This window comes from Acidovorax sp. GW823-FHT05D11 (assembly GCF_058795695.1).
Genome location: NZ_CM179502.1, coordinates 4,144,235 through 4,168,744 on the forward strand (window position 1 = coordinate 4,144,235; position 24,510 = coordinate 4,168,744).

Annotated in this window: 26 protein-coding genes; 7 read left to right on the forward strand and 19 right to left on the reverse strand. The window is 65.9% G+C overall.

Translation table 11 applies throughout. The annotated features are described in order from the left end of the window. Positions 1-29: 29 nt before the first annotated feature. The 4 genes from rplS to rpsP all read right to left on the reverse strand — a co-directional run bounded on the left by rplS (position 30) and on the right by rpsP (position 2,224). Positions 30-413 (reverse strand): 50S ribosomal protein L19, encoded by a 384-nt coding sequence (gene rplS, locus AC3RCE_RS19065; RefSeq protein ID WP_218295714.1) that lies wholly within the window; start codon positions 411-413, stop codon positions 30-32. Between the two features lie 128 nt (positions 414-541). After that, positions 542-1,300: a tRNA (guanosine(37)-N1)-methyltransferase TrmD gene (gene trmD, locus AC3RCE_RS19070; protein WP_218340024.1), complete on the reverse strand. Its 759-nt coding sequence runs from the start codon at positions 1,298-1,300 to the stop codon at positions 542-544. 28 nt (positions 1,301-1,328) lie between these two features. After that, positions 1,329-1,898: a ribosome maturation factor RimM gene (rimM, locus tag AC3RCE_RS19075; protein ID WP_218295716.1), complete on the reverse strand. Its 570-nt coding sequence runs from the start codon at positions 1,896-1,898 to the stop codon at positions 1,329-1,331. Between the two features lie 74 nt (positions 1,899-1,972). Next, positions 1,973-2,224 carry a 30S ribosomal protein S16 gene (gene rpsP / locus AC3RCE_RS19080; protein ID WP_008904984.1) on the reverse strand — a complete coding sequence of 84 codons (252 nt, stop codon included), beginning with the start codon at positions 2,222-2,224 and terminating at the stop codon, positions 1,973-1,975. A gap of 146 nt (positions 2,225-2,370) precedes the next feature. On the opposite strand from rpsP, the gene AC3RCE_RS19085 reads away from it, so the two are divergent. Both AC3RCE_RS19085 and AC3RCE_RS19090 read left to right on the forward strand, forming a co-directional pair. Then, on the forward strand, positions 2,371-2,892 hold the full coding sequence (locus AC3RCE_RS19085) for a GNAT family N-acetyltransferase (RefSeq protein ID WP_369643082.1): 522 nt from the start codon (positions 2,371-2,373) through the stop codon (positions 2,890-2,892). 90 nt (positions 2,893-2,982) lie between these two features. After that, a complete protein-coding gene (locus tag AC3RCE_RS19090; RefSeq protein ID WP_218295718.1) occupies positions 2,983-3,429 on the forward strand; it encodes a TM2 domain-containing protein in 447 nt (148 codons plus the stop codon). A 114-nt stretch (positions 3,430-3,543) separates the two neighbouring features. Here the strand turns inward: AC3RCE_RS19090 and AC3RCE_RS19095 are convergent, their stop codons facing one another. The 8 genes from AC3RCE_RS19095 to AC3RCE_RS19130 all read right to left on the reverse strand — a co-directional run bounded on the left by AC3RCE_RS19095 (position 3,544) and on the right by AC3RCE_RS19130 (position 11,142). Continuing rightward, complete coding sequence (locus AC3RCE_RS19095) at positions 3,544-4,554, reverse strand: inorganic phosphate transporter (RefSeq protein ID WP_218295719.1); 1,011 nt, start codon at positions 4,552-4,554, stop codon at positions 3,544-3,546. A 19-nt stretch (positions 4,555-4,573) separates the two neighbouring features. Beyond that, the gene (locus AC3RCE_RS19100) at positions 4,574-5,221 is read right to left on the reverse strand and encodes a DUF47 domain-containing protein (RefSeq protein ID WP_010463500.1); all 648 of its coding nucleotides are present in this window, start codon (positions 5,219-5,221) and stop codon (positions 4,574-4,576) included. A 116-nt stretch (positions 5,222-5,337) separates the two neighbouring features. After that, positions 5,338-5,700: a DMT family protein gene (locus tag AC3RCE_RS19105; RefSeq protein WP_218295720.1), complete on the reverse strand. Its 363-nt coding sequence runs from the start codon at positions 5,698-5,700 to the stop codon at positions 5,338-5,340. A gap of 225 nt (positions 5,701-5,925) precedes the next feature. Then, positions 5,926-6,654 carry an ABC transporter ATP-binding protein gene (locus AC3RCE_RS19110; RefSeq protein ID WP_218295721.1) on the reverse strand — a complete coding sequence of 243 codons (729 nt, stop codon included), beginning with the start codon at positions 6,652-6,654 and terminating at the stop codon, positions 5,926-5,928. A gap of 2 nt (positions 6,655-6,656) precedes the next feature. Beyond that, a complete protein-coding gene (locus AC3RCE_RS19115) occupies positions 6,657-7,439 on the reverse strand; it encodes an ABC transporter ATP-binding protein (protein ID WP_218295722.1) in 783 nt (260 codons plus the stop codon). A gap of 25 nt (positions 7,440-7,464) precedes the next feature. Beyond that, a complete protein-coding gene (locus AC3RCE_RS19120; protein ID WP_218295723.1) occupies positions 7,465-8,541 on the reverse strand; it encodes an ABC transporter permease subunit in 1,077 nt (358 codons plus the stop codon). Positions 8,542-8,554: 13 nt separating this feature from the next. Next, the gene (locus tag AC3RCE_RS19125; RefSeq protein WP_218295724.1) at positions 8,555-9,484 is read right to left on the reverse strand and encodes a branched-chain amino acid ABC transporter permease; all 930 of its coding nucleotides are present in this window, start codon (positions 9,482-9,484) and stop codon (positions 8,555-8,557) included. A 314-nt stretch (positions 9,485-9,798) separates the two neighbouring features. Continuing rightward, complete coding sequence (locus tag AC3RCE_RS19130) at positions 9,799-11,142, reverse strand: replication-associated recombination protein A (protein ID WP_218295725.1); 1,344 nt, start codon at positions 11,140-11,142, stop codon at positions 9,799-9,801. Between the two features lie 386 nt (positions 11,143-11,528). On the opposite strand from AC3RCE_RS19130, the gene AC3RCE_RS19135 reads away from it, so the two are divergent. Beyond that, positions 11,529-11,885 carry a DUF1304 domain-containing protein gene (locus AC3RCE_RS19135; RefSeq protein WP_218295726.1) on the forward strand — a complete coding sequence of 119 codons (357 nt, stop codon included), beginning with the start codon at positions 11,529-11,531 and terminating at the stop codon, positions 11,883-11,885. Between the two features lie 132 nt (positions 11,886-12,017). Here AC3RCE_RS19135 and lolA read toward each other — a convergent pair whose 3' ends face one another. The 3 genes from lolA to AC3RCE_RS19150 all read right to left on the reverse strand — a co-directional run bounded on the left by lolA (position 12,018) and on the right by AC3RCE_RS19150 (position 15,782). Beyond that, the gene (lolA, locus tag AC3RCE_RS19140; protein WP_218295727.1) at positions 12,018-12,650 is read right to left on the reverse strand and encodes an outer membrane lipoprotein periplasmic chaperone LolA; all 633 of its coding nucleotides are present in this window, start codon (positions 12,648-12,650) and stop codon (positions 12,018-12,020) included. 48 nt (positions 12,651-12,698) lie between these two features. Continuing rightward, a complete protein-coding gene (locus AC3RCE_RS19145) occupies positions 12,699-15,032 on the reverse strand; it encodes a DNA translocase FtsK (protein WP_492253700.1) in 2,334 nt (777 codons plus the stop codon). A gap of 72 nt (positions 15,033-15,104) precedes the next feature. Beyond that, positions 15,105-15,782, reverse strand: coding sequence for a Crp/Fnr family transcriptional regulator (locus AC3RCE_RS19150; protein WP_218295729.1), 678 nt, complete (start codon positions 15,780-15,782; stop codon positions 15,105-15,107). Positions 15,783-15,967: 185 nt separating this feature from the next. Between AC3RCE_RS19150 and trxB the strand changes: the two genes are divergently transcribed. From trxB to rpmG, 3 genes are all read left to right on the forward strand, one after another. Further along, positions 15,968-16,921, forward strand: coding sequence for a thioredoxin-disulfide reductase (trxB, locus tag AC3RCE_RS19155; protein WP_492253701.1), 954 nt, complete (start codon positions 15,968-15,970; stop codon positions 16,919-16,921). A 185-nt stretch (positions 16,922-17,106) separates the two neighbouring features. Next, on the forward strand, positions 17,107-17,340 hold the full coding sequence (gene rpmB, locus AC3RCE_RS19160; protein WP_007859763.1) for a 50S ribosomal protein L28: 234 nt from the start codon (positions 17,107-17,109) through the stop codon (positions 17,338-17,340). A gap of 11 nt (positions 17,341-17,351) precedes the next feature. Further along, positions 17,352-17,522 (forward strand): 50S ribosomal protein L33, encoded by a 171-nt coding sequence (gene rpmG, locus AC3RCE_RS19165; protein ID WP_008904999.1) that lies wholly within the window; start codon positions 17,352-17,354, stop codon positions 17,520-17,522. Positions 17,523-17,635: 113 nt separating this feature from the next. Here the strand turns inward: rpmG and AC3RCE_RS19170 are convergent, their stop codons facing one another. Beyond that, the gene (locus AC3RCE_RS19170; RefSeq protein WP_492253702.1) at positions 17,636-19,144 is read right to left on the reverse strand and encodes an aminotransferase-like domain-containing protein; all 1,509 of its coding nucleotides are present in this window, start codon (positions 19,142-19,144) and stop codon (positions 17,636-17,638) included. 239 nt (positions 19,145-19,383) lie between these two features. Here AC3RCE_RS19170 and AC3RCE_RS19175 point away from each other — a divergent pair, with 239 nt between their 5' ends. Continuing rightward, on the forward strand, positions 19,384-19,794 hold the full coding sequence (locus AC3RCE_RS19175; RefSeq protein WP_492253703.1) for a hypothetical protein: 411 nt from the start codon (positions 19,384-19,386) through the stop codon (positions 19,792-19,794). A 92-nt stretch (positions 19,795-19,886) separates the two neighbouring features. Here AC3RCE_RS19175 and AC3RCE_RS19180 read toward each other — a convergent pair whose 3' ends face one another. The 3 genes from AC3RCE_RS19180 to AC3RCE_RS19190 all read right to left on the reverse strand — a co-directional run bounded on the left by AC3RCE_RS19180 (position 19,887) and on the right by AC3RCE_RS19190 (position 24,466). Beyond that, positions 19,887-21,101, reverse strand: a complete 1,215-nt coding sequence (locus tag AC3RCE_RS19180; protein ID WP_218295733.1) for a DesA family fatty acid desaturase — start codon at positions 21,099-21,101, stop codon at positions 19,887-19,889. A 131-nt stretch (positions 21,102-21,232) separates the two neighbouring features. After that, positions 21,233-22,507 (reverse strand): RsmB/NOP family class I SAM-dependent RNA methyltransferase, encoded by a 1,275-nt coding sequence (locus AC3RCE_RS19185; protein ID WP_492253704.1) that lies wholly within the window; start codon positions 22,505-22,507, stop codon positions 21,233-21,235. Between the two features lie 105 nt (positions 22,508-22,612). After that, positions 22,613-24,466 carry a M48 family metallopeptidase gene (locus AC3RCE_RS19190; RefSeq protein WP_218295735.1) on the reverse strand — a complete coding sequence of 618 codons (1,854 nt, stop codon included), beginning with the start codon at positions 24,464-24,466 and terminating at the stop codon, positions 22,613-22,615. Between the last annotated feature and the right edge of the window lie 44 nt (positions 24,467-24,510).

Sequence of the window (24,510 nt, forward strand, 5' to 3'; positions counted from 1 at the left end):
TAGCGGCCTTGTCAGGACGAGCCCGCGCCTTATGCGGCGGTGGCTGCAACCTTGACGCGCGAAGGCAGCTTTTCCTTGATACGTGCCGACTTGCCGCTGCGATCACGCAGGTAGTACAGCTTGGCACGGCGCACGTCGCCACGGCGCTTGACTTCGATGCTGGCGATCAGCGGGCTGTAGGTCTGGAACGTACGTTCCACGCCTTCGCCGCTGGAGATCTTGCGCACGGTGAAGCCGCTGTTCAGGCCGCGATTGCGCTTGGCGATCACCACGCCTTCGTAGGCCTGCACGCGCTTGCGGGTACCTTCCACCACGTTCACGCTCACGATGACGGTGTCACCAGGGGCGAATTCGGGGATGGTCTTGTTCAAGCGGGCGATTTCTTCCGCTTCCAGGGTCTGGATCAGGTTCATGTGAGTTTCCTAGCGATCTTGTCCGCGCCAAAAATGGCTGCGTCGGGATTGACGTCTCAGTGTTTCGCGGGAGAACTCCCTGTCAAAACGGCCGGCCAGAGGATCGAAAAGCCTTTGATTATAGCAATTCAGGCGAGCTTGGCCAATACCGCCTCGTCAGCGGGCGCCAGCCGCCCCGCCTTTCGCGCGGCGTCGATGAGGTCGGGCCGGTGCCGGGCCGTGATGGCCAGGCGCTGGTCGCGCCGCCAGCGCTCGATGTGCGCGTGGTGGCCGGACATCAGCGCGGCCGGCACCTGCTGCCCTGCCCATTCCTCGGGGCGCGTGTAGTGGGGGCAGTCCAGCAGGCCGTCGAGCGCCGGATTGAAGCTGTCAAGCTGGTGGCTGCCCTCGTCATTGAGCACGCCGGGCTGCAGGCGCGCCACGGCGTCCAGTAAGGCCATGGCTGCGATTTCGCCTCCTGACAGCACGAAGTCGCCCAGGCTCATCTGCACATCGACATGGGCGTCGATGAATCGCTGGTCGATGCCCTCGTAGCGCCCGCACAGCAGGATGGCCCCCGCGCTGGCCGACCAGCGCTCCACGGCCGCATGGTTGAGCGACTCGCCAATGGGCGAAAAAAGGACCAGCGGCGCCTGGCTGCCCTGGAGCTCGCCGCGCTCGGCCCGGATGGCCGAGAGGCACCGCGCGAGGGGCTCCGCCATCATCACCATGCCCGGGCCGCCGCCAAAGGGGCGGTCGTCCACACGGCGGTAGTTGCCGTCGGCATGGTCCCGCGGGTTCCACAGGCGCACATCGACCTGGCCGCTGGCGTAGGCGCGCCGGGTCACGCCGCTGGCCAGGAAGGGCGCGAACAGCTCGGGAAACAGGGTGATGAGGTCAAAGCGCATGGTGCGCGGCGCGGTCCGTCAATGCCGATCAGTAGTCAGGCTGCCAGTCCACCGTGATGCGCTTTTCCGGCAGGTCCACCTTGTCGACGAAGGCCGAGACAAAGGGAATCATGCGCTCCAGCGCCTTGCCGTCCTGCTCGTAGGCCAGCACCAGCACCGTCTGCGGACCGGTGGACATGAGCTCCCGCACCTCGCCGAGCGCCACGCCTTCGCGGTTGAGGACCGCAAGGCCGATCAGGTCGACCCAGTAGTACTCGTCGTCCGTGGTGGACGGAAAGCTCGATCGCGGCACGAAGATGCGCGCGCCGCGCAAGGCCTCCGCGGCATTGCGGTCGTCAATGCCCTGCGCCCAGGCCACCACGGTGTCGGAATGGTCCTTGGCCTGCCGGATGGGCAGCAGCACGGTCCCGGTGAACGTCCTGGCCCCGCGCTCGGACGGCTGCAGGTACCAGCGCTTGGAGGAAAACAGTGCCTCGGGGCTGCTGCTGTGGGGCAGCACCTTGAACCAGCCCTTGACCCCCCAGGCGTCGGCGATGCGGCCCACTTCGATGGCATCGGGGGGCAGCTCGGCAGGTTCGAGGGTCAGGGTGGCGGCCATGGTGGTGATTCCAGAATAGGAAAAGGGCGGGTTCCGCGCGGCAAGCCGACGGAACCCGCCCTTTTCAGGGAGCTTTAAGCAGCCTTCTTGGCGGCTTGCTTGATCAGGCGGTCCACGGTAGGCGAGGACTGGGCGCCCACGCTCTTCCAGTACGTCAGACGGTCTTGCACGATGCGCAGGCCTTCTTCGGATTCCTTGGCGGTGGGGTTGTAGAAGCCGATGCGCTCGATGAAGCGGCCGTCACGGCGCACGCGCTTGTCAGCAACGACGATATTGAAGAAAGGACGGCCCTTGGAGCCGCCGCGGGAGAGTCGAATGACGACCATGATTTATCCTTCGGGTGGTGAACTCCGGCAACATTTGCCTTGAGCCACAGTGTTCGCAACCATATTCGCAACGCTTGAGACACGCGACATGGCCACCCGGCCAGCGACACGCTGCAAAGCCCACGATTATATCCACTTCCCCGCAAATGCCTACCATCCGCCCCAGCCGCGACGAAGATATCGCGGCCATCACCGCCATTTATGCCCACCACGTCCTGACCGGGACAGGCACTTTCGAGATCGATCCGCCCACCGAAACCGACATGGCGGGCCGCCGGGCCGACGTGCTGGCGCGCAATCTGCCGTACATCGTGGCCGAAAAGGACGGGCGGGTGACGGGCTTTGCCTACGCCAACTGGTTCAAGCCACGCCCGGCCTACCGCTTTTCGGCCGAGGACTCGATCTACGTGGCCGACGACGCCCGCGGCATGGGCGTGGGCCGCAAGCTGCTCGCCGAGCTGGCCGTCCAGGCCGAGGCGGCCGGGGTGCGCAAGTTGCTGGCGGTGATTGGCGATTCGGCCAACCTGGGCTCGATCGGCGTGCACCGGTCGCTGGGGTTCACCGACGTGGGCGTCATGCGCTCGGTGGGCTGGAAATTCGGCGCCTGGCGCGACATCGTGCTCATGGAAAAGACCCTGGGCGCGGGCGATACCAGTTCGCCTGAATAATCGGGGCATGGAACATACCCCCCACGCTCTCCCGCTTCGTGTGACCACGGCCCCCGAGGCAGCCGCATTTTTTCCCGGGACGGCCCGGCGATGAAGAACAAGACCCTGGCCGCCTGGCTGGCCTTCCTCGGCGGCCCTCTGGGCCTGCACCGCTTTTATCTTCACGGCCTGGGCGACCTGCTCGGCTGGCTGCTGCCGATTCCCACGGCGCTGGGCATCTACGGCATTCAGCGCGTGCAGCAGCTCGGCCAGGACGACCACTACAGCTGGATGCTGATTCCCCTGCTGGGCTTCACGATCGCCGGCTGCGCATTGCAGGCCATCCTGTTCGCGCTGAAAACACCCGAGGCGTGGAACGCGCGCTACAACCCAGCCGCCGCACCCGACGCCCCGGCCGGCAGGACGCAATGGATCACCATCGGCGCCATCGTGGTCTCGCTGATGGTCGGCACCGCCGTGCTGATGGCCAGCCTCGCGTTCAGCTTTCAACGGTATTTCGAGTACCAGATCGAGGAAGCCCGCAAGATCTCGCAGTGACCCCGCTGGCACCAGGACAAACGCCCCATTGAATTTGCATTCAATTGGGGCGTTAGCGCTTATCTGAATTGCCTTGTTAGCTACATATCTAATAGCAAATCAAGGATTCCAGGCTCAGAACATCTGCAGGCTGATCCAGTACGCCACGGCCGCGACGAACGCGCTGGCCGGGATGGTCAGTATCCAGGCCCAGACGATGTTGCCCGCCACACCCCAGCGCACAGCGCTGGCGCGCTGGGTGGAGCCCACGCCGACAATCGCACCCGTGATGGTGTGCGTGGTCGAGACCGGGATGCCCAGTGTGGTCGCAAGAAACAGCGTCATCGCCCCACCCGTCTCCGCGCAGAAGCCGCCCACGGGCTTGAGCTTGGTGATCTTCTGGCCCATGGTCTTGACGATGCGCCAGCCGCCGAACATGGTGCCCAGGCCAATGGCCACATAGCAGCTCACGATGGCCCAGGTCGGTGGTGATGCGTCAGACGCCGAAGAATACCCCGTCGCAATCAGCAGCAGCCAGATGATGCCGATGGTCTTTTGCGCATCGTTGCCGCCGTGGCCCAGGCTGTAAGCGCCCGCAGACACCAGCTGCAGCCGGCGGAACCATTTGTCCACCTTGCTCGGCCGCGTTCGCCGGAAGATCCAGGCCACCGCCACCATCATGATCGAGCCCAGGGTGAAGCCCAGCAGCGGCGAGACGAAGATGAACGCCACGGTCTTGAGGATGCCGGCGGAGATCAGCGCACTGGCGCCCGCCTTGGCGATCACCGCGCCCACGATGCCGCCGATGAGCGCATGCGAGGAACTGCTGGGAATGCCGTAGTACCAGGTGATCACGTTCCAGGTGATGGCGCCCACCAGGGCGCCAAACACCACGTGCGTATCCACCACGCCGGGCTGCACGATGCCCTTGCCCACCGTGGCGGCCACGCTCAGGTGAAAGACGAAGATCGCCACGAAGTTGAAGAATGCCGCGAACAGCACCGCCTGCGCGGGCTTGAGCACGCCGGTGGAGACCACCGTGGCAATGGAGTTGGCGGCGTCGTGGAACCCGTTCATGAAGTCGAACAGGATCGCCAGCGCCACGAGCAGGACCACAACCCAGAGGGCCGTTTGTACGGTTTCCATGCTGGTCAGCCCGCGGGGATCAGGAGTTCTCGAGGACGATGCCCTCGATGCAGTTGGCCACGTCCTCGCACTTGTCGGTGATCGTCTCGAGCAGCTCGTAGATCGCCTTGAGCTTGATCACCTCGCGCACATCGGGCTCCTCGCGAAAGAGCTTGCTCATGGCGCTGCGCATCACGCGGTCGGCGTCGGACTCGAGCTTGTCGATCTCCTCGCAGGTCTTGAGCGCGGCCTCGGCCACGGCCGGGTCGGCGATCTTGTCGAGCAGCTTGACGGCGTCGCGCAGGCGTTCGCAGCACTTGAGGCTCAGGTCCGTGAGGCGCGTGATCTCCTCGGTCATGTGGCGCACGTCGTAGAGCGCCATCGTTTCGGCGGAATCCTGGATCAGGTCAGCCACATCGTCCATGGTGTTGATGAGCGTGTGGATCTGCTCACGGTCGATGGGGGTGATGAAAGTCTTGTGGATGGCCTTGTTCACCTCGTGCGTCACGCGGTCGGCGGCACGCTCGGCGTTGTCCACGTCCTGGTTGTACTTGTCGCGCAGGTGCGGGTCGTTGTAATTGGCCACCAGTTGCGAAAAAGCGCGGGCCGCTTCCACGATGCGGTCCGCATGCTGGTTGAACATTTCAAAAAAATTGCCTTCGCGTGGCAACAGCTTGGCAAACAGCATGGGGGCTCCTGGAGGGGGATCGGATTTCTGAAAAGAGGGACGGCGTCATGACAGAAACATGACTGTTCCGTGACCCGGGGAGTTTAACCGTCCGCCCCGCCGGGGCGCGGGCGGGCTCAGGCGCTTCGGAAGATGAAGTACACCGCACCCACCAGGCACAGGCCCGCCCACAGGTAGTCCCACTTCAGCGGCTGGCCCATGTAGAACACCGCGAACGGCACGAACACGGCCAGCGTGATCACCTCCTGCATGATCTTGAGCTGGCCCACGTTGAACTGCGTGAAGCCGATGCGGTTGGCCGGCACCTGCAGCAGGTACTCGAACAGGGCGATGCCCCAGCTCACCAGCGCGGCGGTGTACCAGGGCGACGTGGCCAGGTTCTTGAGGTGCCCGTACCAGGCAAAGGTCATGAAGACATTGCTGGCGACCAGGAGCAGGACGGTCTGGAGCGAGATCGGCAGGGATTGCAGGGCGTTCATGGCGGTGCAGCGCGGACGGCAGAAAGACGGCAAGGGGCCAGATTATGGACAAAACAAGCCCATGGCGCCTGACGCACCATCCTTTTTTGCTACGAAATAAATAGCAAATCAAGCACAGACGCCTTCCTGCCGGCGGCGGTTCGTGCCGCCATGAAAAAAGGCACTGCGGCTGGGCAGTGCCTTTTTTCCGGTGGCGCCCACGGCGCCCAATGCGCGGCAGCCGGGTTACTCGCCCAGGTAGGCCGCCCGCACCTTGGGGTCGCTCAGCAGTTCCTGGCCGGGGCCCGTCATCGTGATGAGGCCCGACTCCATCACGTAGCCGCGGTCGGCAATGGCCAGCGCGCGGCTCGCGTTCTGCTCCACCAGCAGGATGGTCACGCCCAGGGCGTACACGTCGCGCACCACCTCGAAGATCTTGTCCACCATGATGGGCGACAGGCCCATGGAGGGCTCGTCCAGCAGCAGCACCTTGGGCTGGCTCATGAGCGCGCGGCCCATGGCCAGCATCTGCTGCTCGCCGCCCGACATGGTGCCGGCCAGCTGGTCCTTGCGCTCGCGCAGGCGCGGGAAGATGGTGAACATCTTCTCGATGTCGGCCAGGATGCCCGCCTTGTCCCTGCGCGTGTAGGCGCCCATCTGCAGGTTCTCGGTGATGGTCATGCGCGCGAACACGCCACGGCCCTCGGGCACCATCACCAGACCCTTCTTCACCAGGTCCCAGGCGCCCTTGCCCTTGATGCTTTCACCCAGGTACAGGATGTCGCCATCGTTCATGCCCAGGGTGCCGGTGATGGCTTTCATGGTGGTGGTCTTGCCGGCGCCGTTGGAGCCGATCAGCGAGACCAGCTCGCCTTCGCGCACTTCGAAGTCCACGCCCTTGACGGCCTGGATACCGCCGTAGGCCACTTTCAGGCCCTTGACCTGCAGCAGTACCTTGTTGGATTTTTCGGCCATTCTCAATGTCCTCCGGTGCCCAGATAGGCCTCAATCACTTTTTCGTTCTTCTGCACTTCGGCGGGGTTGCCTTCGGCGATCTGCTTGCCGTAGTCAAGCACCGTCACGCGGTCGCACAGGCCCATCACCAGCTTCACGTCGTGCTCGATGAGCAGGATGGTGCGGTTGTCGTTGCGGATGCGGTCGATCAGCTCGCGCAGCAGCACCTTCTCGGTGGCGTTCATGCCGGCGGCGGGCTCGTCCAGGGCGATCAGCTGCGGGTCGGTGGCCAGGGCGCGGGCGATTTCCAGGCGGCGCTGGTCACCGTAGCTCAGGGTGCGCGCCTTGTAGTCGGCGAACTTGCCGATGCCCACGTAGTCAAGCAGCTCCTGCGCGCGCTTGGCGATGGCGGCTTCTTCTTCCTTGAAGCCCTTGGTGCGCAGCACGGCGCCGAGCAACCCGGACTTGGTCCGGATGTGGCGGCCGACCATCACGTTCTCCAGCGCCGTCATCTCGGCGAACAGGCGAATGTTCTGGAAGGTGCGGGCGATGCCTGCCTTGGCCACTTCGTGCACGGCGGTGGGCTCGTAGGCCTTGCCGGCCAGCTCGAACGTGCCGCTGTCGGGGGTGTACAGGCCCGTGATCACATTGAAGAACGTGGTCTTGCCCGCTCCGTTGGGGCCGATCAGGCCATAGACCTGGCCGCGCTGGATGGTGATCCCGACGTCGGACAGGGCCTGCAGGCCGCCAAAGCGCTTGGAAATGCCGGCGACCTTCAGCACCACTTCATTGGATTTCTCTGTCATTGCTAACTTTCGGTGGTGTTCTGCTTCAGGTCTTCTGCGTCAGGCTCTTGCCGTGCTCAGGCGAGGGCCACAGGCCGCGGGGGCGAATCAGCATGATGACGATCATGGCCAGCGCGATCAGCAGCTGGCGCAGGATGGCGGAGTCCAGGCGGCCGTCCGTCATGGCCTGCAGCGGACCGGCGACGTAGCGCAGCACCTCGGGCAGGGCCGACAGCAGCACGGCCCCCAGGATCACGCCAGGGATGTGGCCGATGCCGCCCAGCACCACCATGGCGACGATCATGACCGACTCCATCAGGCTGAACGACTCGGGCGACACGAAGCCCTGGAACGCACCGAACATCGCACCCGACACGCCGCCGAACGAAGCGCCCATGCCGAAGGCCAGCAGCTTCATGTTGCGGGTGTTGATGCCCATGGCCTTGGCGGCGATCTCGTCCTCGCGGATGGCCATCCAGGCGCGGCCGATGCGCGAATCCTGCAGGCGGTAGCAGATCACGATGGAGATCACCACCAGGATCAGGAACAGGTAGTAGTACAGCGTGACCGAGTTGATGTCGTAGCCGAACAGCTCCAGCCGCTTGCCCAGGTCCAGGCCAAAGACCTTGACCGAGTCGATCTGGCCCAGGCCCTTGGGGCCGTTGGTCAGGTTGACGGGGTGGTCCAGGTTGTTCAGGAAGATCCGGATGATTTCGCCGAAGCCCAGCGTGACGATGGCCAGGTAGTCGCCCCGCAGCTTGAGCGTGGGGGCTCCCAACAGCGCCCCGAAGAACGCCGCGAGCAATGCCGCCAACGGTATGACCAGCCACAGCGAGGTGTGCAGTCCGGTGGGGAACATGGCGGCAAAGGCCGCAAAGTTGTCCGCGAGGTGCGGCGAAGCCATCAAGGCAAACAGGTAGGCGCCCACGGCGTAGAACGCCACGTAGCCCAGGTCCAGCAGGCCGGCGTAGCCCACCACGATGTTCAGGCCCAGGGCCAGCAGCACATACAGCAGGGCCAGGTCGGCGATGCGCACCCAGGCGTTGCCGAAGGATTGCAGGATCAGCGGCAGCACCAGCAGCGCGACGGCGCCGATGATCCAGTTGGTTTTGGTGTTCTTCATGGTCCTAGGCTCCTCAGGCGCGATCCGCCACACGCTCACCCAGCAGGCCCGAGGGGCGCAGCGTCAGGATGATGATGAGCACGATGAACGCAAAGATGTCGGTGTAGTGGCTGCCCAGCAGGCCGCCCGTGAGCGTGCCGATGTAGCCCGAGCCGATGGCTTCGATGAGGCCCAGCAGGATGCCGCCGACCACCGCGCCGGCCAGGTTGCCGATGCCGCCGAACACGGCTGCCGTGAAGGCCTTGAGCCCGGGCAGGAAGCCCATGGTGTGCTGCGCCGTGCCGTAGTTGGAGGCATACATGATGCCGGCCACGGCCGCCAGGATGGCGCCGATGATGAAGGTGGCGGAGATCACCATGTCGGGCTTGACGCCCATGAGCGAGGCCACGCGGGGGTTCTCGGCCGTGGCGCGCATGGCGCGGCCCAGGTTGGTGTGGTTCACCAGGTACACGAGGGAAGCGAGGGCCACGGCCGTCACGCCCAGGATCAGGATCTGCGTGGGGGTGATGAAGGCGCCGCCGACCTGGAACGGCGTGCTGGGCAGCATCGTGGGATAGGGCTTGTAGTTGGGCTTCCAGATGATCATCGCCAGCGTCTGCAGCAGGATCGACATGCCGATGGCGGTGATCAGGGGTGCCAGGCGCGGACTGTTGCGCAGGGGCCGGTAGGCCACCTTCTCGATCACGAAATTGAGCGTCGCGGCGACCACGCAGGCAATGAGGGTCGCCAGCAGCAGGATCAGCCAGCCAGGCGCGCCCGGCATCGCGGCCTGCATCATTCCTATACAGCTCCAACTGGTCAGAGCCCCGATCATCAGCACCTCGCCGTGGGCGAAATTGATCAGCTGAATAATGCCGTACACCATGGTGTAGCCCAAGGCTATCAAGGCGTACATGCTGCCGAGTACCAGACCGTTGATGATCTGTTGCAGCAAAATGTCCATAAGAGAAGTCCTTCGTTTGTAACGTACCCACCGCTTTGGCACCGGAATCGGTACAGCCTTGTGGGCCCGACTGCCATCTAGCAAAAAACCCGCCAGAAGTGCAGCTGTGCGGGTTTGTGGACGGGATTGTAGCGAGTAGTCACAAGCGGCCCCCGCCAAGCCGGGCGGGGTTTTCCCTCGGGTTGGGGCCACATCAGCGGGCAACGCAATTCATAAGCGCACATGATGCAAGCAGAAAAATTGATGTGCGAACTTATTACCCAATTCATGCCAAATCGGCATGAGGGGGCGCGCCCCCCGCCCCTGCCGGCCGATCAGGTGCCGCCGCCCTGCCCGTCTCCGGAATCGGCCGACGCATTGCGGTCCCGCAGTTCACGCAACTTCTGTGCGATCTTGATTTCGAGCCCGCGCTCCACCGGCGCGTAGAAACCGGGCTCCGGCATGCCTTCGGGCAGGTAGTTCTCGCCCGCCGCGAAGCCGCCCTCCTCGTCGTGCGCGTAGCGGTAGCCCTTGCCGTAGTCCAGCTGCTTCATGAGCTGGGTTGGTGCATTGCGCAGGTGCATGGGCACGGGGCGGGTCCCGTCCTTCTTCACCCAGGCGCGGGCCGCGTTGTAGGCCTTGTAGACCGCGTTCGACTTGGGTGCGACGGCCAGGTACACCACGCATTCAGCCAGGGCCAGTTCGCCCTCGGGACTGCCCAGGCGCTCGTACACCTCGGTCGCATCCAGCGCCAGGCGCAGCGCGCGCGGGTCGGCCAGGCCGATGTCCTCGCTGGCCATGCGCACCAGGCGGCGGGCCATGTAGCGCGGATCGGCACCGCCGTCGAGCATGCGCACCAGCCAGTACAGCGCGGCGTCGGGGTCGGAGCCCCGCACCGACTTGTGCAGCGCGCTGATGGTGTCGTAGAACTGCTCGCCGCCCTTGTCGTAGCGGCGCATGCGCTCGCCCAGCACCTTGAGCAGCCAGGCGTCGGTGATCTCCGGCAGCTTCTCCTGGGCCGCCGCCATCGCCAGGGTTTCGAGCGTGTTGAGCAGGCGGCGGGCATCGCCGTCGGCGTAGGCCACCAGGCGCTCGATTGCTACATCTTCAATAGCTGGAAGCGCTTGCTCCGCCTGGGCCAGGGCCACAATCTGCTTCAAATCCTGCTCGGACAGCGGCTGCAGCACATAGACGGCGGCGCGCGACAGCAGCGCGGAGTTCACCTCGAACGAGGGGTTTTCGGTGGTCGCGCCGATGAAGGTGAACAGCCCGCTCTCCACATGCGGCAGGAAGGCATCCTGCTGGCTCTTGTTGAAGCGGTGCACCTCGTCGACGAAGACGATGGTGCGCTGCTGCATCAGCCCGTCGCGCGCTGCCTCGGCGCGTTCCACGGCCTCGCGGATGTCCTTGACCCCGCCCAGCACGGCGCTGATGCTGATGAACTGCGCATCGAACGCATCGGCCATCAGGCGCGCGATGGTGGTCTTGCCCACGCCGGGCGGCCCCCAGAGGATGCAGCTGTGCGGGCGGCCCGACTCGAACGCGAGCCGCAGCGGCATGCCCGGGCCCAGCACATGCTGCTGGCCGATCACCTCGCCCAGCGTGCGGGGCCGCAGGCGCTCGGCCAGGGGGCGGTGGAGCGCCTGCGAGGTTTCTGGGGGGGCGTTACGGGCGGCCATCTCAGTCCCCCGCGGCGCGGGCGCCAGAACGGGCGGCCGGGGCGCGCGGCCCGATGGCGAGGGCATGCAGAGAGGGCAGTTGGCGCGACAGGGCGCCAGGCACGCAAGGATCGGCTGGCTGCGCGGCCCGGGTGCGCAGGCGGAAAACGGTCTTCATGCCGCCATTCCAACACAACCGGCCGCCGCGCTCCGGCAAGGGCACCGTCGGGAACCAGGCCGCCGGCAGCACTCTTTCTTTCTTCGCCGCGCGCGCAAGGGGAGGCACGCCCACGACCTGGCGCGCCCAGGTGACTGTGCCGGGCAACACCCACGGCCTGAAATGGATTACCGTGGTGCCCTCGCACCGCACCCGCGGCCCCTGCCTGCCACCACCGCATGGAGTTTTCATGTCCCTTGCCGCCAATATCGTCGTCGGTCTGATCGGCCTCCTGCACGTGTACATCCTGGTGCTGGAGATGTTCCTCTGGGAAAAGCCCGCCGGACGGCGCGCCTTTGGCCAATCCCGCGAGCAGGCCGCCGCGACCAAGGTGCTGGCGGCGAACCAGGGGCTCTACAACGGATTCCTGGCGGCAGGCCTGTTCTGGGGGCTGACGCTGGGAGACGCCGGTCTGGGCGTGAAGGTGTTCTTCCTGCTGTGCGTGCTGGTCGCCGGCCTGTATGGGGCGGCCACGGCCAGCCGCAAGATCCTGTTCATCCAGTCCGTGCCGGCCGCCATCGGCCTTGCCTTGCTGCTGCTGGGGTGAGCCGCGCCCGGGCAGCCAGCGCCATCCTTGCGGTCCCTTGTGGCCGCCAGCGCCCTGCCGGAAGGCGCCAATAGCTATCTATTCAATAGCAAGCCGGAAATCCACGCACCGGCAACCGGCCGCTGCAGAACGTTACTGCTTGACCACGTCCGCCCCGGCCGGGGGCTTGAACTGGAACGTGCCGGCGGGCAGCGCGGCATTGGCCTGCATGCCGGTGAAACGGATCAGCGAGCGCTGGCCAAAACTGTCCAGGATGTCCAGCGCCGCGAGCTGCTCGCCGGCAAAGCCCACGCGCACGCTCCTGAGCTGGCCGTCCTTGGCCTTGGGGCTGGCGAGCACCCACTGCAGGCCATCCTGGTCCGGCGCGGACTCCAGCGTGAATTCGGCCTTCAGCGCCGACAGATCGGGCGCCGAGGCCAGCAGCGCCGCCGGGGTGGTGCCCAGGGCCTGCGCCTGTGCGCGCTGGGTGACCTGGTTCAGGTCCACGTCGTAGAGCCACAGGGTCTGGCCGTCGGCCACGATGGTCTGCTCGAAAGGTTTCTTGTAGACGAACTTGAAGCGCCCGGGGCGCTGGAACTCGAAGCTGCCGCTGGAATTCTTGGTGCGCGCGGTCTGCCCGTCCTTGGGCGGCGAGGTCACCGTCTGGCTGAAATCTGCCCGGCCGGTCTGCGTGCCCTTCATGAAGGACTCAAGGCTTTTCAGGCCATCAGCGCTTGCCAGTGTTGCGCTGGCAGCTATCAAAATTGCAGTGGCGATCTTTTTCAACAAAAACTCCTGTAAGGGGCATGGGCCGGGCTTGGCGCCCCGCCCGGGTCACTCGCTGCGCGCCGGCACCAAAACCTCGCGCTGGCCGCTGGTGGTCAGGCCACTGACGAGGCCCGCCTTTTCCATGTCTTCCAGCAAACGCGCAGAGCGGTTGTAGCCAATGCGCAGCTTGCGCTGCACGTACGAGATGCTCGCCTTGCGGTCCTTGAGCACCACTTCGACGGCCTGGTCGTACATGGGGTCCTTCTCACCCCCGTCGCCGCCGCCCTCCCCTGACAGATCCCCCTCGCCATCCACAGTTCCGCCTTCGAGCACGCCATCTATGTAGTCCGGCTCCCCTTGTTCCTTGAGGTAGCTGACGACACGGTGTACTTCCTCGTCCGACACGAAGGCGCCGTGCACCCGTATCGGCAGGCCGGTGCCGCTGGCCATGTAGAGCATGTCGCCCATGCCCAGCAGGGCTTCTGCGCCCATCTGGTCCAGGATGGTGCGGCTGTCGATCTTGGAGCCCACCGAGAACGCGATGCGGGTCGGGATATTGGCCTTGATCAGGCCGGTGATCACATCCACGCTGGGCCGCTGCGTGGCCAAAATCAGATGGATGCCGGCCGCCCGCGCCTTCTGCGCCAGGCGGGCGATCAGCTCCTCGATCTTCTTGCCCACCACCATCATCAGGTCGGCCAGCTCGTCGATGATGACCACGATGTGCGGCAGGCGCTGCAGGGGCTCGGGCTCCTCGGGCGTCAGGCTGAAGGGGTTGTAGATGAACTCCTCGCGCGCCTTGGCTTCGTCGATCTTGACGTTGTAGCCCGCCAGGTTGCGCACGCCCAGTTTGGACATGAGCTTGTAGCGGCGCTCCATCTCGGCCACGCACCAGTTCAGGCCGTGCGCCGCCTGCTTCATGTCGGTCACCACGGGCGCCAGCAGGTGCGGGATGCCTTCGTAGACCGACATTTCCAGCATCTTGGGGTCGATCATCAACAGGCGCACATCGCGCGCCTCGGCCTTGTACAGCAGCGAGAGGATCATCGCGTTGATCCCCACCGACTTGCCCGAGCCCGTGGTACCAGCCACCAGCACGTGTGGCATCTTGGCGAGGTCTGCCACCACCGGGTTGCCCACGATGTCCTTGCCCAGGCCCATGGTGAGCATGCTCTTGGCCTCGTGGTAGACCTGCGAGCCGAGGATCTCGGACAGGCGGATGGATTGGCGCTTGGCGTTGGGCAGCTCCAGCGCCATGTAGTTCTTGCCCGGGATGGTCTCCACCACGCGGATGGACACCAGGCTGAGCGAACGCGCCAGGTCCTTGGCCAGGCCCACGATCTGCGAGCCCTTCACGCCCGTGGCGGGCTCGATCTCGTAGCGCGTGATCACCGGACCGGGCATGGCCGCGACCACGCGCACCTCCACGCCGAAATCCTTGAGCTTCTTCTCGATGAGGCGGCTGGTCATCTCCAGCGTCTCGGGCGCCACCGTCTCCTGGCGCTGCAGCGGGCCGTCGAGCAGGTCCACCAGCGGCAGCTTGCTGTCGGGCATCTCGGTGAACAGGGGCTTCTGGCGCTCCTTCACCACGCGGGTGCTCTGCGGCACCTCCACCAGCACGGGTTCGATGATCTGGATGGGCTCGGGATGGTGCACCTCGCTCTCGGTGCGCTCCTCCAGCACCACCACCTCGCGCTCGCGCGCGGCCTTGCGGCCCACGGCCACGTCCTTGGCCACCTCGCGCTGGGCCAGGCGCGACTGCACCAGCGCGTCGATGCGGCCGCCCACGAACTCCGCGACGTGGCCCCACGAGAAGCGGAACACCAGCGCCGCGCCCAGCACCGCCAGCACGATGGCCAGCAGGCCCGAGCCCGTGAAGCCCAGCCACTTCACGCTGGCGGGGCCCATGATGTAGCCCAGCACGCCACCGGCATGCCCGGGCAGGAAGGATTCAAACCGGTACAGGCGCGACCATTCCAGCGCGGTGCTGGAGCACATCAGCACCACCAGGCCGGCCCAGAAAAGTGCCCGCCGCCGCATCGGGCCCGCGGCCCCCGCAACGGACTCTCCGCCGCGCATCCAGCGCGCCAGCGACGAAAGCCAGGCGCGCACGCCGGCCGCCACGCACCACCACACCGAAAACCCCAGCGCGAAGTAGCTGCCATCGGCCAGCCACGCGCCGAACCGGCCCGCCCAGTTGGCGACCAAACGCCCGCCCCGGACGCCCGAGGTGGACCAGGCGGCATCCTGCGCCGAATAGCTGAACAGGGCCAGAAGCCAGAAAACCAGGGCCAGCAGCCCCACCATGAGGCCGATTTCATGGCCAAAACGGGCAGCGCCCGTGCGGGGCGGCGACTTGGCCGCCGCCGATGCATTCAGGGTATTGAGGGAATAGGTCATATGCGTGCCGGGCGAGCTTACCCCAAGCACCGCAGAGGGTGTGTGCCGAAAGGCAGCCACACCGCGGCGCCGTCAACCCAGGGCGTTCAGCCGCTCCTTGAGCAGGGTGGCGCCGCTGGGCAGGACCTCGACGAAGCCACGCTCTTCCAGGTCCTTCATCACGCGGCTGACCATCTCGCGCGAGGCGCCCACCATCTTGGCCAGGTCCTGGCGCGAGATCTTGTCCTTGATCACGAGCTGGCCCTGGGCATCCGGCAGCGCGAAGTCCAGCAGCGCATGGGCCACCCGGCCGTACACGTCCAGCAGCGCCAGCGACTCGATCTTGCGGTCGGCATGGCGCAGGCGCTTGACCAGGCCGCGCATCACGACCAGCGACATCGAGGCGTTCTCGGTCAGGCAGCGGGCGAACTCGGCGCGGCCGAGCATGAGCACGTCGGTCTGCACCTCGGCACGCACCGTGGCCGAATGGGGTTCATTGTCGATGATGCTCATCTCGCCCAGGTAGTCGCCCTGCGAGAGCGTGGCCAGGATCACCTCGCGCCCCCGGCTGTCGGAGGTCATCACCCGGGCGCGTCCCGTGAGCAGGATGAACAGCGCATTGGACTTCTGCCCCTGCTCCACCAGCGCCTCGCCCCGCTTGAAGCGGCGCTTGATCACCGCGCCACTGATCACCTCGGCCTGCGTCACCGTCAGCAGCGAGAACAGCGGAACCCGGCGCAGCAGGTCCAGGTTGGACAACATCGTCGACATGAAAACTTCTCCTCTCAGGTGCGCGACCCAACCGGAGTCGCAACAGGTCATCAATGGGTTCTTACAATCGCCGTGATTGAAAAAGGGGCCGCTTGCACCCACGGCCGCCGGTTGATACTCGGCGGCTCAGCCCCAGCTTTCCCAACAGCGCCCCATGTAGCGGGCGCAAAACACAGGCTTTTACCATGTCCACCACCCAACACGCGAAAGTTCTGATCCTTGGCTCTGGCCCTGCGGGCTACACCGCTGCGGTTTATGCCGCCCGCGCCAACCTGAACCCGGTGCTCATCACCGGCATGGCCCAGGGCGGCCAGCTGATGACCACGACCGAGGTGGACAACTGGCCCGCCGACGTGCACGGCGTGCAAGGCCCCGAGCTGATGCAGCGCTTCCTGGAGCACGCCGAGCGCTTCAAGACCCAGGTGATCTTCGACCATATCAACAAGGTCGATTTCAGCCAGCGCCCCTTCACGCTCATCGGCGACAGCGGCACCTACACCTGCGACGCGCTGATCCTGGCCACGGGCGCCTCCGCCAAGTACCTGGGCCTGCCTTCGGAAGAGGCCTTCATGGGCAAGGGCGTGTCCGGCTGCGCGACCTGCGACGGTTTCTTCTACCGCGAGCAGGACGTCTGCGTGGTCGGCGGCGGCAATACGGCGGTGGAAGAAGCGCTGTACCTGTCGAACATCGCCCGCAAGGTCACCCTGGTGCACCGCCGGGACAAGTTCAAGGCAGAGCCCATCCTGGTGGACAAGCTCAACGAGAAGGTCGCGGCGGGCAAGATCGAGCTCAAGCTGTTCCACACGCTCGACGAAGTGCTGGGCGACAACACCGGCGTGACCGGCATCCGCATCAAGAGCACCAAGGACGGCAGCACGCAAGACATCCAGCTGCAAGGCTGCTTCATCGCCATCGGGCATGCGCCCAACACCGAGATCTTCCAGGGCCAGCTGGAGATGGAAAACGGCTACATCATCACCCAGGGCGGGCTCAAGGGTTTTGCCACCCAGACCAGCGTGCCGGGCGTCTTCGCCGCGGGCGACGTGCAGGACCACGTGTACCGCCAGGCCATCACCAGCGCCGGCACGGGCTGCATGGCCGCGCTGGACGCCCAGCGCTTCCTGGAACAGGAGAGTTGATCAAAAACTGGGCATCAGGCTATAATCTGCGGCTTTGCTGAATTCGGCCCGTTTTTGCGGTCCTTTCGAAACAGGCAAATCGGGTTACCGCCACCCTTTATTCTGGCGAGGTGAGGCCGCAAGCCAACCCGGGGAAACAACCCCAGGGCCCAGCGAACGGCCGTTAAAAGTATCGGAGTGTCCTCATGGCACGCGTCTGCGACGTAACGGGCAAGAAGCCCATGGTCGGAAACAATGTTTCCCACGCCAACAACAAAACCAAGCGCCGGTTCCTGCCGAACCTGCAATACCGCCGTTTCTGGGTCGAGACCGAAAACCGCTGGGTTCGCCTGCGTGTTTCGAGCGCTGCCCTGCGTTTGATCGACAAGAACGGTATCGACTCGGTGCTCGCAGACCTGCGCGCACGTGGTCAGGCTTAAGGAGAAGCACCATGGCAAGCAAAGGCGGACGCGACAAGATCAAGCTGGAATCCACTGCGGGTACCGGCCACTTCTACACCACGACCAAGAACAAGAAGACCATGCCCGAGAAAATGCTGATCATGAAATTTGATCCAAAAGCTCGCAAGCATGTGGAATACAAGGAAATGAAGCTGAAGTAATCGTTCAGCCTCGTTTTCTCCCCAAAGAACCGCCCGGACCCCGGGCGGTTTTTTTATGCCTGTTTCCGCCTGCGCCTGCCCAGAGCCGTGCGCAGGGCAGCGCTGGCGGCCCCCTAGGCAACCTTGCGCGAGGCGGGTGCCCGCACGGCCAGCTGGTCCGCCATCAAGGCACCCAGCGTGCGGTAGCCCTCCTCCACCTGCGCGGTGAAGGGCATGCCGCAGCTCAGGCGCAGGAAATGTTCATAGCGCCCCGTGTTGGTGAACATGGGCCCGGGGGCTATGCGGATGCCGTTTTGCAGCGCCTGGTCGTACAGCAGCGTGGACGAAATGCCGGCCGGCAGCTCCAGCCACAGGCTCAACCCTCCCGGAGGCAGGCTCAGCCGCGTGCCGGTCGGAAAGTAGCGGGCCACGGCCCGCGCGGACTGCTCCCGCTGCAGGCGCAGCTGCACACGCATGCGGCGCATGTGGCGTTCATAGGCCGGGGAATCCACGCTGCGCGCGGCCAGCAGCTGCGACCACGTCTGCATGTTGCGCGTGCGGGCGAACTTGAGCATCTGCACCCGGGCCTGCCAGCGCCCCGCGCTCATCCATCCCTGGCGCAGGCCGGGGGCGAAGCTCTTGCTGAGCGAGGCGCAATAGATCACCTGCCCCGCATCGCCCGGCCGGTCCCAGGCCTTGGCGGGGCGCAGCACATGCGGCGACTCCACGAATTCGCGGTAGATATCGTCCTCGATGAGGGCCAGGCCATGCTCCACGCACAGCGCCACCAGGCGCTCCTTGTGCGCGTCGGGCATCACGCTGCCCTGCGGCATCTGCAGATGAGGAACCACCACCACGCCCTTGAGCCGCGGCTCGTTGCGCGCGGCCAGTTCCAGCGCCTCCAGCGATATGCCGGTGTGGGGGCTGCAGGGAATCTCCAGCGCGCGCAGCCCGCGCACCTCGATGGCCTGCAGGATGCCGAAGAAGGTGGGGGATTCGACCGCAATCACGTCGCCCGGCCCGGCCACCGCATCCAGCGCCAGATTCACCGCCTCGGAGTTTCCGTGGGTGGCGCCGATGTCCGCCGGGGCCACGCACACGCCAAAGGTGAGCGCATGCCGCGCCATGGCCTGCTGGAACTCGGGATGCGTCGTGGGTGCCGAAGGGCCATACACCAGGATGTCCGGCTGCTCCCGCAGCAGGCCATGGGCAAGCCGGTTGAGCGCCTTCGCATCGAACAGGCTGGGCGCCGGCATCGCGCTGCCCAGGTCCAGCGGCAGGGGGCCTGCACGGCGGGCCTTGTCCAGAAAGACCGAAATGCGCTCATTGATGCCCGCAAAGGCTTGGGGGTCGCTGGCCAGCGGTTCATGCACCTCGGGTTCGCGCGCCTCCGGGAGCGCCACGCCGCCCAGTTCGCGCACGAAGTAGCCCACGCGCTCGCGCGCCTCCACGCAACCCTGGGATTCGAGGTGGCGCAGCACCTGCAGCGCCGTGGTCAGGCTCACCTGATGGCGCTGGCACAGTTCGCGCACGGACGGCATGCGCATGCCGGACTTGAGGCTGCCCGCGGCGATCGCCTGCTCGTACAAGCCCGCCAGTTGGCGGTAGAGGGGAGGTTCCCGGGTGTCGGAGGAGCGTGGCATGGCTGGAGAACGAAGGATGCCGCTGCGCCATGGGATGGGCGCCGCAGCCGGTCCGTGGATGGTGCCTGAACGCCATCCACGGGTACAGATACAGGAAAGGGCAGAAGCAACCATAACAGCATGCCCGCTATCGCTGCTGTTCTACCTCCTCACGGGGGAGCGTGTACCTGTTGCGGCGGGGCGGCATTTCCTACGCTCAAGCCCTCGCTACAGCCTTTTGTCCCCGGAGGACCCGCACCATGAAACCGCGCCCCCAGCTCACCGCCATCCCCACCCCTTTCCTCACCCTGCATATCGCGCCCGGCCAGAGCCTTTGGACCTGCCTCGCACCCGGCAGCCGGGTGCACGCGACCCGGGGGGACGTGGCCATCCGCCTTGCGCCCCGCTCTCTCGGGCACGCGCTGCACTCACCACCATTGGCGCGGTTGAAGGCGGGCGACCACCTGCCGTGGGTGGTGGAGCACCGCCAGGCCACCTGGGTGCAGCTTGGCAGCGCCACGCAGGGCCCGGCGGAAGTCAGGATCGTGGAAGGCACACCCGTGCCCGGACTGGGCCAGAAAGCCTGGAGACGCCTGCGCAGGGCTTTCTCGGCGGGCGGGAAGGCCCGCAAGGAGGGGACACTTGGCGGCGCCTTGCACGCCGCACGGTGAAGCGGCAAGGCGGCAGAAAAGAAAAAGGCCTTGCCGGACGGCAAGGCCTTTTTCCTTCGCATCCGGGCGCCGCGGCAGGCGGCCGGCCGCCTCTAGGCCTGGGCCGCACGCAACCGCAGCGAGAACTCGCGCAGCGCCGCAATGCCGCTTTCCTCGGCGCGGCGGCACCATGCCTGCAGATCGGCCGTCAACTGCTCGCGGGAGTGCGAGGTATTGAGCCACAGCTGGCGCAATTCTTCCCGCATGGTCACCATCTTGTCGAGGGCCGGGTGCGCGGCGCGCGCCTGGGCCAGTTGCGGCAGGGCCACGGCAGGCACCTTCTCCGCATCGCGGTGAAGCCAGCGCTTGGCGGCCTTGAGCACCGACGCATCGGCCTGGCGCGCCTGCAATGCGGCAATCTCCTCCTTGCAGGCCTGGCGCACACCGCGCGCATAACCGGCCATCACCTCGTAGCGGTTGGCGATGAGGGCCTCCAGCGTCTTTTCGTCCGCCACGGGCTTCACATCGCCCAACTGCAGCTTGGGTGGAACCTTCTTGACGGTGGCCCAGCCGATCTTCTTCATCAAACTGATGTAGACCCAGCCGATATCGAACTCATAGGGCTTGACCGAGAACTTGGCCGAGGTGGGGTAGGTATGGTGGTTGTTGTGCAGTTCCTCGCCGCCAATGATGATCCCCCAGGGCGCCAGGTTGGTGCTGGCATCCTGCGCCTCGAAGTTGCGGTAGCCCCAGTAGTGGCCCACGCCATTGACCACGCCCGCCGCCCAGAAGGGAATCCAGAGCATCTGAACCGCCCACACGGCAGCGCCCAGGGCACCGAACAGGGCGAGGTTCAGGATCAGCATGAGGCCCACGCCCTGCCAGCCGTAGCGGGTATAGACGTTGCGCTCCATCCAGTCATCCGGCGTGCCGTGGCCGAACTTCTTCATGGTCTCCATGTTCTTCGACTCGGCGCGGTACAGCTCGGCACCACGCCACATCACGGTATCGAGGCCCCGTGTCTGGGGACTGTGCGGGTCGTCCACCGTTTCGCACTTGGCGTGGTGCTTGCGGTGGATCGCCACCCATTCCTTGGTGACCATGCCCGTGCCGATCCACAGCCAGAAGCGGAAGAAGTGCGAGGGGATGGCATGCAAATCCAATGCGCGGTGCGCCTGGGCGCGGTGCAGGAAAATCGTGACCGCCGCGATGGTGATGTGGGTCGTCGCCAGGGTGTACAGGATGATCTGCCACCAGGCCAGGTTCCACAAACCATGGCCGAGCCAGTCAATGGCGGCGTTCAGCACAGCCCAATCGGGTAACAGCATATTCGGGAAGCCTTACTACAGAGAACCCGCTCGCCAGCGGAGCGGGTACCTGATTTTAGAGGGAGTACCCCGTGCAGAGTTCAGGGGTATCCACCGTATTTACGCGTATTTAGAAACTTTAGAGCGGTAACTCAGCTCTTTTTGGACCAGATGGCGGCGAAAAAACCGTCCGTCTGGTGCCGGTGGGGCCACAGGCGCAGAAAACCACTGCCTGTCTCGCCGCCGCTGCACAGGCCCTTGGCGCCCTCGACCTTGAGCTGCTCCAGCAGTTCGCCGGCGTCGAGCAGTTCGAAATCAGGGTGCGAGGCGCTGAACGCGTCCGCGATGGCCTCGTTTTCCTGCGGCAGGATGCTGCAGGTGGCATACACGAGGCGCCCGCCGGGCTTGAGCAGGCGCGCCGCGCTGTCCAGGATGGCGGTCTGCTTGGCCACCAGCTCCTCGACGGCCTTGGGCGACTGGCGCCATTTGAGGTCGGGATTGCGGCGCAAGGTGCCCAGGCCCGAGCAGGGCGCATCCACCAGCACGCGGTCGATCTTGCCCGCCAGCCGCTTGACCCGGTCATCGCGCTCATGGGCGATGGCGGCGGGGTGCACGTTCGACAGGCCGCTGCGTGCCAGGCGCGGCTTCAGCGCATCCAGGCGATGCGCCGACACGTCGAACGCATAGAGGCGCCCCGTGCTGCGCATGCCCGCGCCGATGGCCAGCGTCTTGCCGCCCGCCCCGGCACAGAAATCCACCACCATCTCGCCGCGCTTGGCGTCAAGCAGCAGGGCCAGCAGCTGCGAGCCTTCGTCCTGCACCTCGATGGCGCCGCGCGTGAACGCATCGAGCTTGGTCAGCGCAGGCTTGTCGTCAATGCGCAGGCCCCAGGGCGAATACGGCGTGGGGCTGGCCTTGATGCCGGCCTTGGCGAGCTCCTTTTGCACATCGGCGCGCTTGTCCTTGAGCGCGTTGACGCGCAAATCCAGCGGCGCGCTCTGGGCCAGGCTTTCCACCAGCGGCCAGAAGCCTTCGCCCAGCTGGTCCTTCAAGGGCTTGACGAGCCATTCGGGCAGGTTGTGGCGGTGGCGCTCCATCAGGTCATCGACCGTGACGGCGTCGCACTGGTCGAGCCAGTTCTTCTCCTGGTCGGTCAGTGCGCTCTTGAGGAAATCGCGCGGGCCGTAGAAACCCAGGATGGCCAGGCGGCGTTCCTTGGGGCCCGAGCCGGAAGGCGCCATGTGGTCGAACAGCAGCTTCTTGCGCAGCACGGTGTAGACCGTTTCGGCCAGCGTGGCCCGCTCGCGGGGCCCCAGGCCCCGGTTGTCGCGGAAGAACCGTGACACCACCGCGTCGGCGGGGTGTTCAAACGTGAGGGTGAGCCTGACCAGTTCGGCGCAGGCGTCGAGAAGAACTTTGGGATGCATCCCCGTATTGTCCACCCCCTGAGCTGCTTCCCGTCACCCCCCGGAGGGGTACGCCGTGTGCAACTCACCGTGCAGACGAGAAAGGGACGAGCAAAAAGTTGGCCATCAACGGGCATAGATCGGATCGAACGCATGGCGCTCGATTTCCTTGAGCGAAGGAGATTCGCCCGCCCACAGCGCCAGCGCGGGGCCCGGAAGGCTCAGATTGCGCTCCAGGGCGCGGCACAGGTGGTAGCGGCTTTCGTCGTCCATGCCTGGCAGCTCCAGGAACACCAGGTACGCACGACGCTGCGGATGCTCGCGCAGGTTTTTGCGCACCAGCCAGCAACGGGCGAGGGGCGCACAACGGGCCAGCTCCGATTGCAGCTCGGCCAGCTCGAAGGAGCTCAGGTCGTGCCGCACGATCTGGCTGAAGAACGAGGTGCCCGACAGCTCTTCCCAGGCCCGCTCCTCCGACTCCTGGGCGCGCTCCAGCCGTTTGCGCCACTGCTTGAAGGCGGCGGCATCGTGGTCCAGACCCAGGCGGGGTGTCTCCAGCTCGGCCAGGGCGGTGCGTGCCGCCCAGTAGCGGTCGCTGCTGCCCGCCTCCCACACCCGGTGCAGCAGCTGGAGCTTGCCCTCGCGGTCATCGTCGGGCAGGCAAGGCACCAGCCCGCGCAGGGCGGCGGGGTATTCGGGACTGCGTTCCAGCGCCAGCTCGTAGAGGGCACGCACATCGGCACGGGGGTCCAGATGGCGCTGGAGGCGCGCCAGCTCCACCAGGTCGGCGGCGCTGCTCTGGGCGGTCGATGCACCCAGGGCCTCGGCACGTGCGCGCACGCGCCCCAGCCACGCATGGTGCTGCTTCCACTCCGTGGCGTTGTCGCGGCACCACTGCTTGTCGAAGTGGGCCACCCAGCGCCTGGCCTCCGTGCCCAGCAGGGCCAGCGCGTTGCCGCGCGACCAGTCCGGCAGCGTGGGCGTTGCGTCCAGCGCCTCGATGCGGTCGCGCAGGCCAGGGTGGGTGTCGTCCACGCTGCTCAGGCGCTTGAGCGCCTGGCGCAGCGCGTCGTTGGCGAACGCCGGGTCGGGGGCTTTCGCCAGGCAGCGGCGCATGGCGCGATAGGGGCCCACGGGAAGCGGGTTGCCCGCGGCCTCGCACCAGTGGTTTCCCCAGAATTCCGCCTGCAGCCACGCGCCACGGATCTCGATTTCAGCCAGCGCGGCTGCCGCCACCTCTCGGCCCAGCAGCTTGCCCGCGATGCGATCGGCCTCGTATTCGTCCTGGCGCGCCAGCGCGAAGGTCTTGGCGGAAAAGCGCGGAAAGTACCACCGCATGAAGGCCTGCGTGGCGGCGGCCACCGGGCCTTCGTCGTCCGCCAGGCTGTGGTTCAGGCGCATCCAGGACAGCCGCGTGCGGTAGATCCACGCCGCAAACCGGCCATGGTCGCCGCGCAGATGCCCGTATTCATGCGCCAGCACGGCCAGGAAACGCGGCCGATCCAGTGCCATGAGCAGGGGCAGCCCGATGCTCAGATGGTTGACCGCGCCCCCCAGCAGGCCAAAGCGGGGCAGCTGCTGGATGCTCGCGTTGAACTCGTCGTTCAGCGTGACCTTGTGGATGGGCGGGCCCTTGATCTTGCGGCGGATGCGGTCGAGCGCCTCGAACAGTTCGGGCGCTTCCAGCACCGTGATCTCCACGCCGGCGGGTGCATCAAAGCGCACCCACAGGGCCCGCAGGCTCACCCACAGCAGGCCGCCAGCCCCCAGCAGCAGCCACACCATGGCAAAACGAAAGCGACCGTGCAGGAGCTGTGGCACCACCCACGCCAGGATGCCCACGGCCAGGGCCAAGCAGCCGAGCACCCACGCATAGCCCAGCGCCGCGAACGCGGCCACGCTGCGGCGGTACGCTCGGCTGTTGTCGGCACTGGCATGCTCGCTCATGCGCACCATGTGCACAAAATCTGCCTGATCCACTGGCGTCCCCCCACTCTTGGTTGATTTTCAGCCGCCATCCTAAC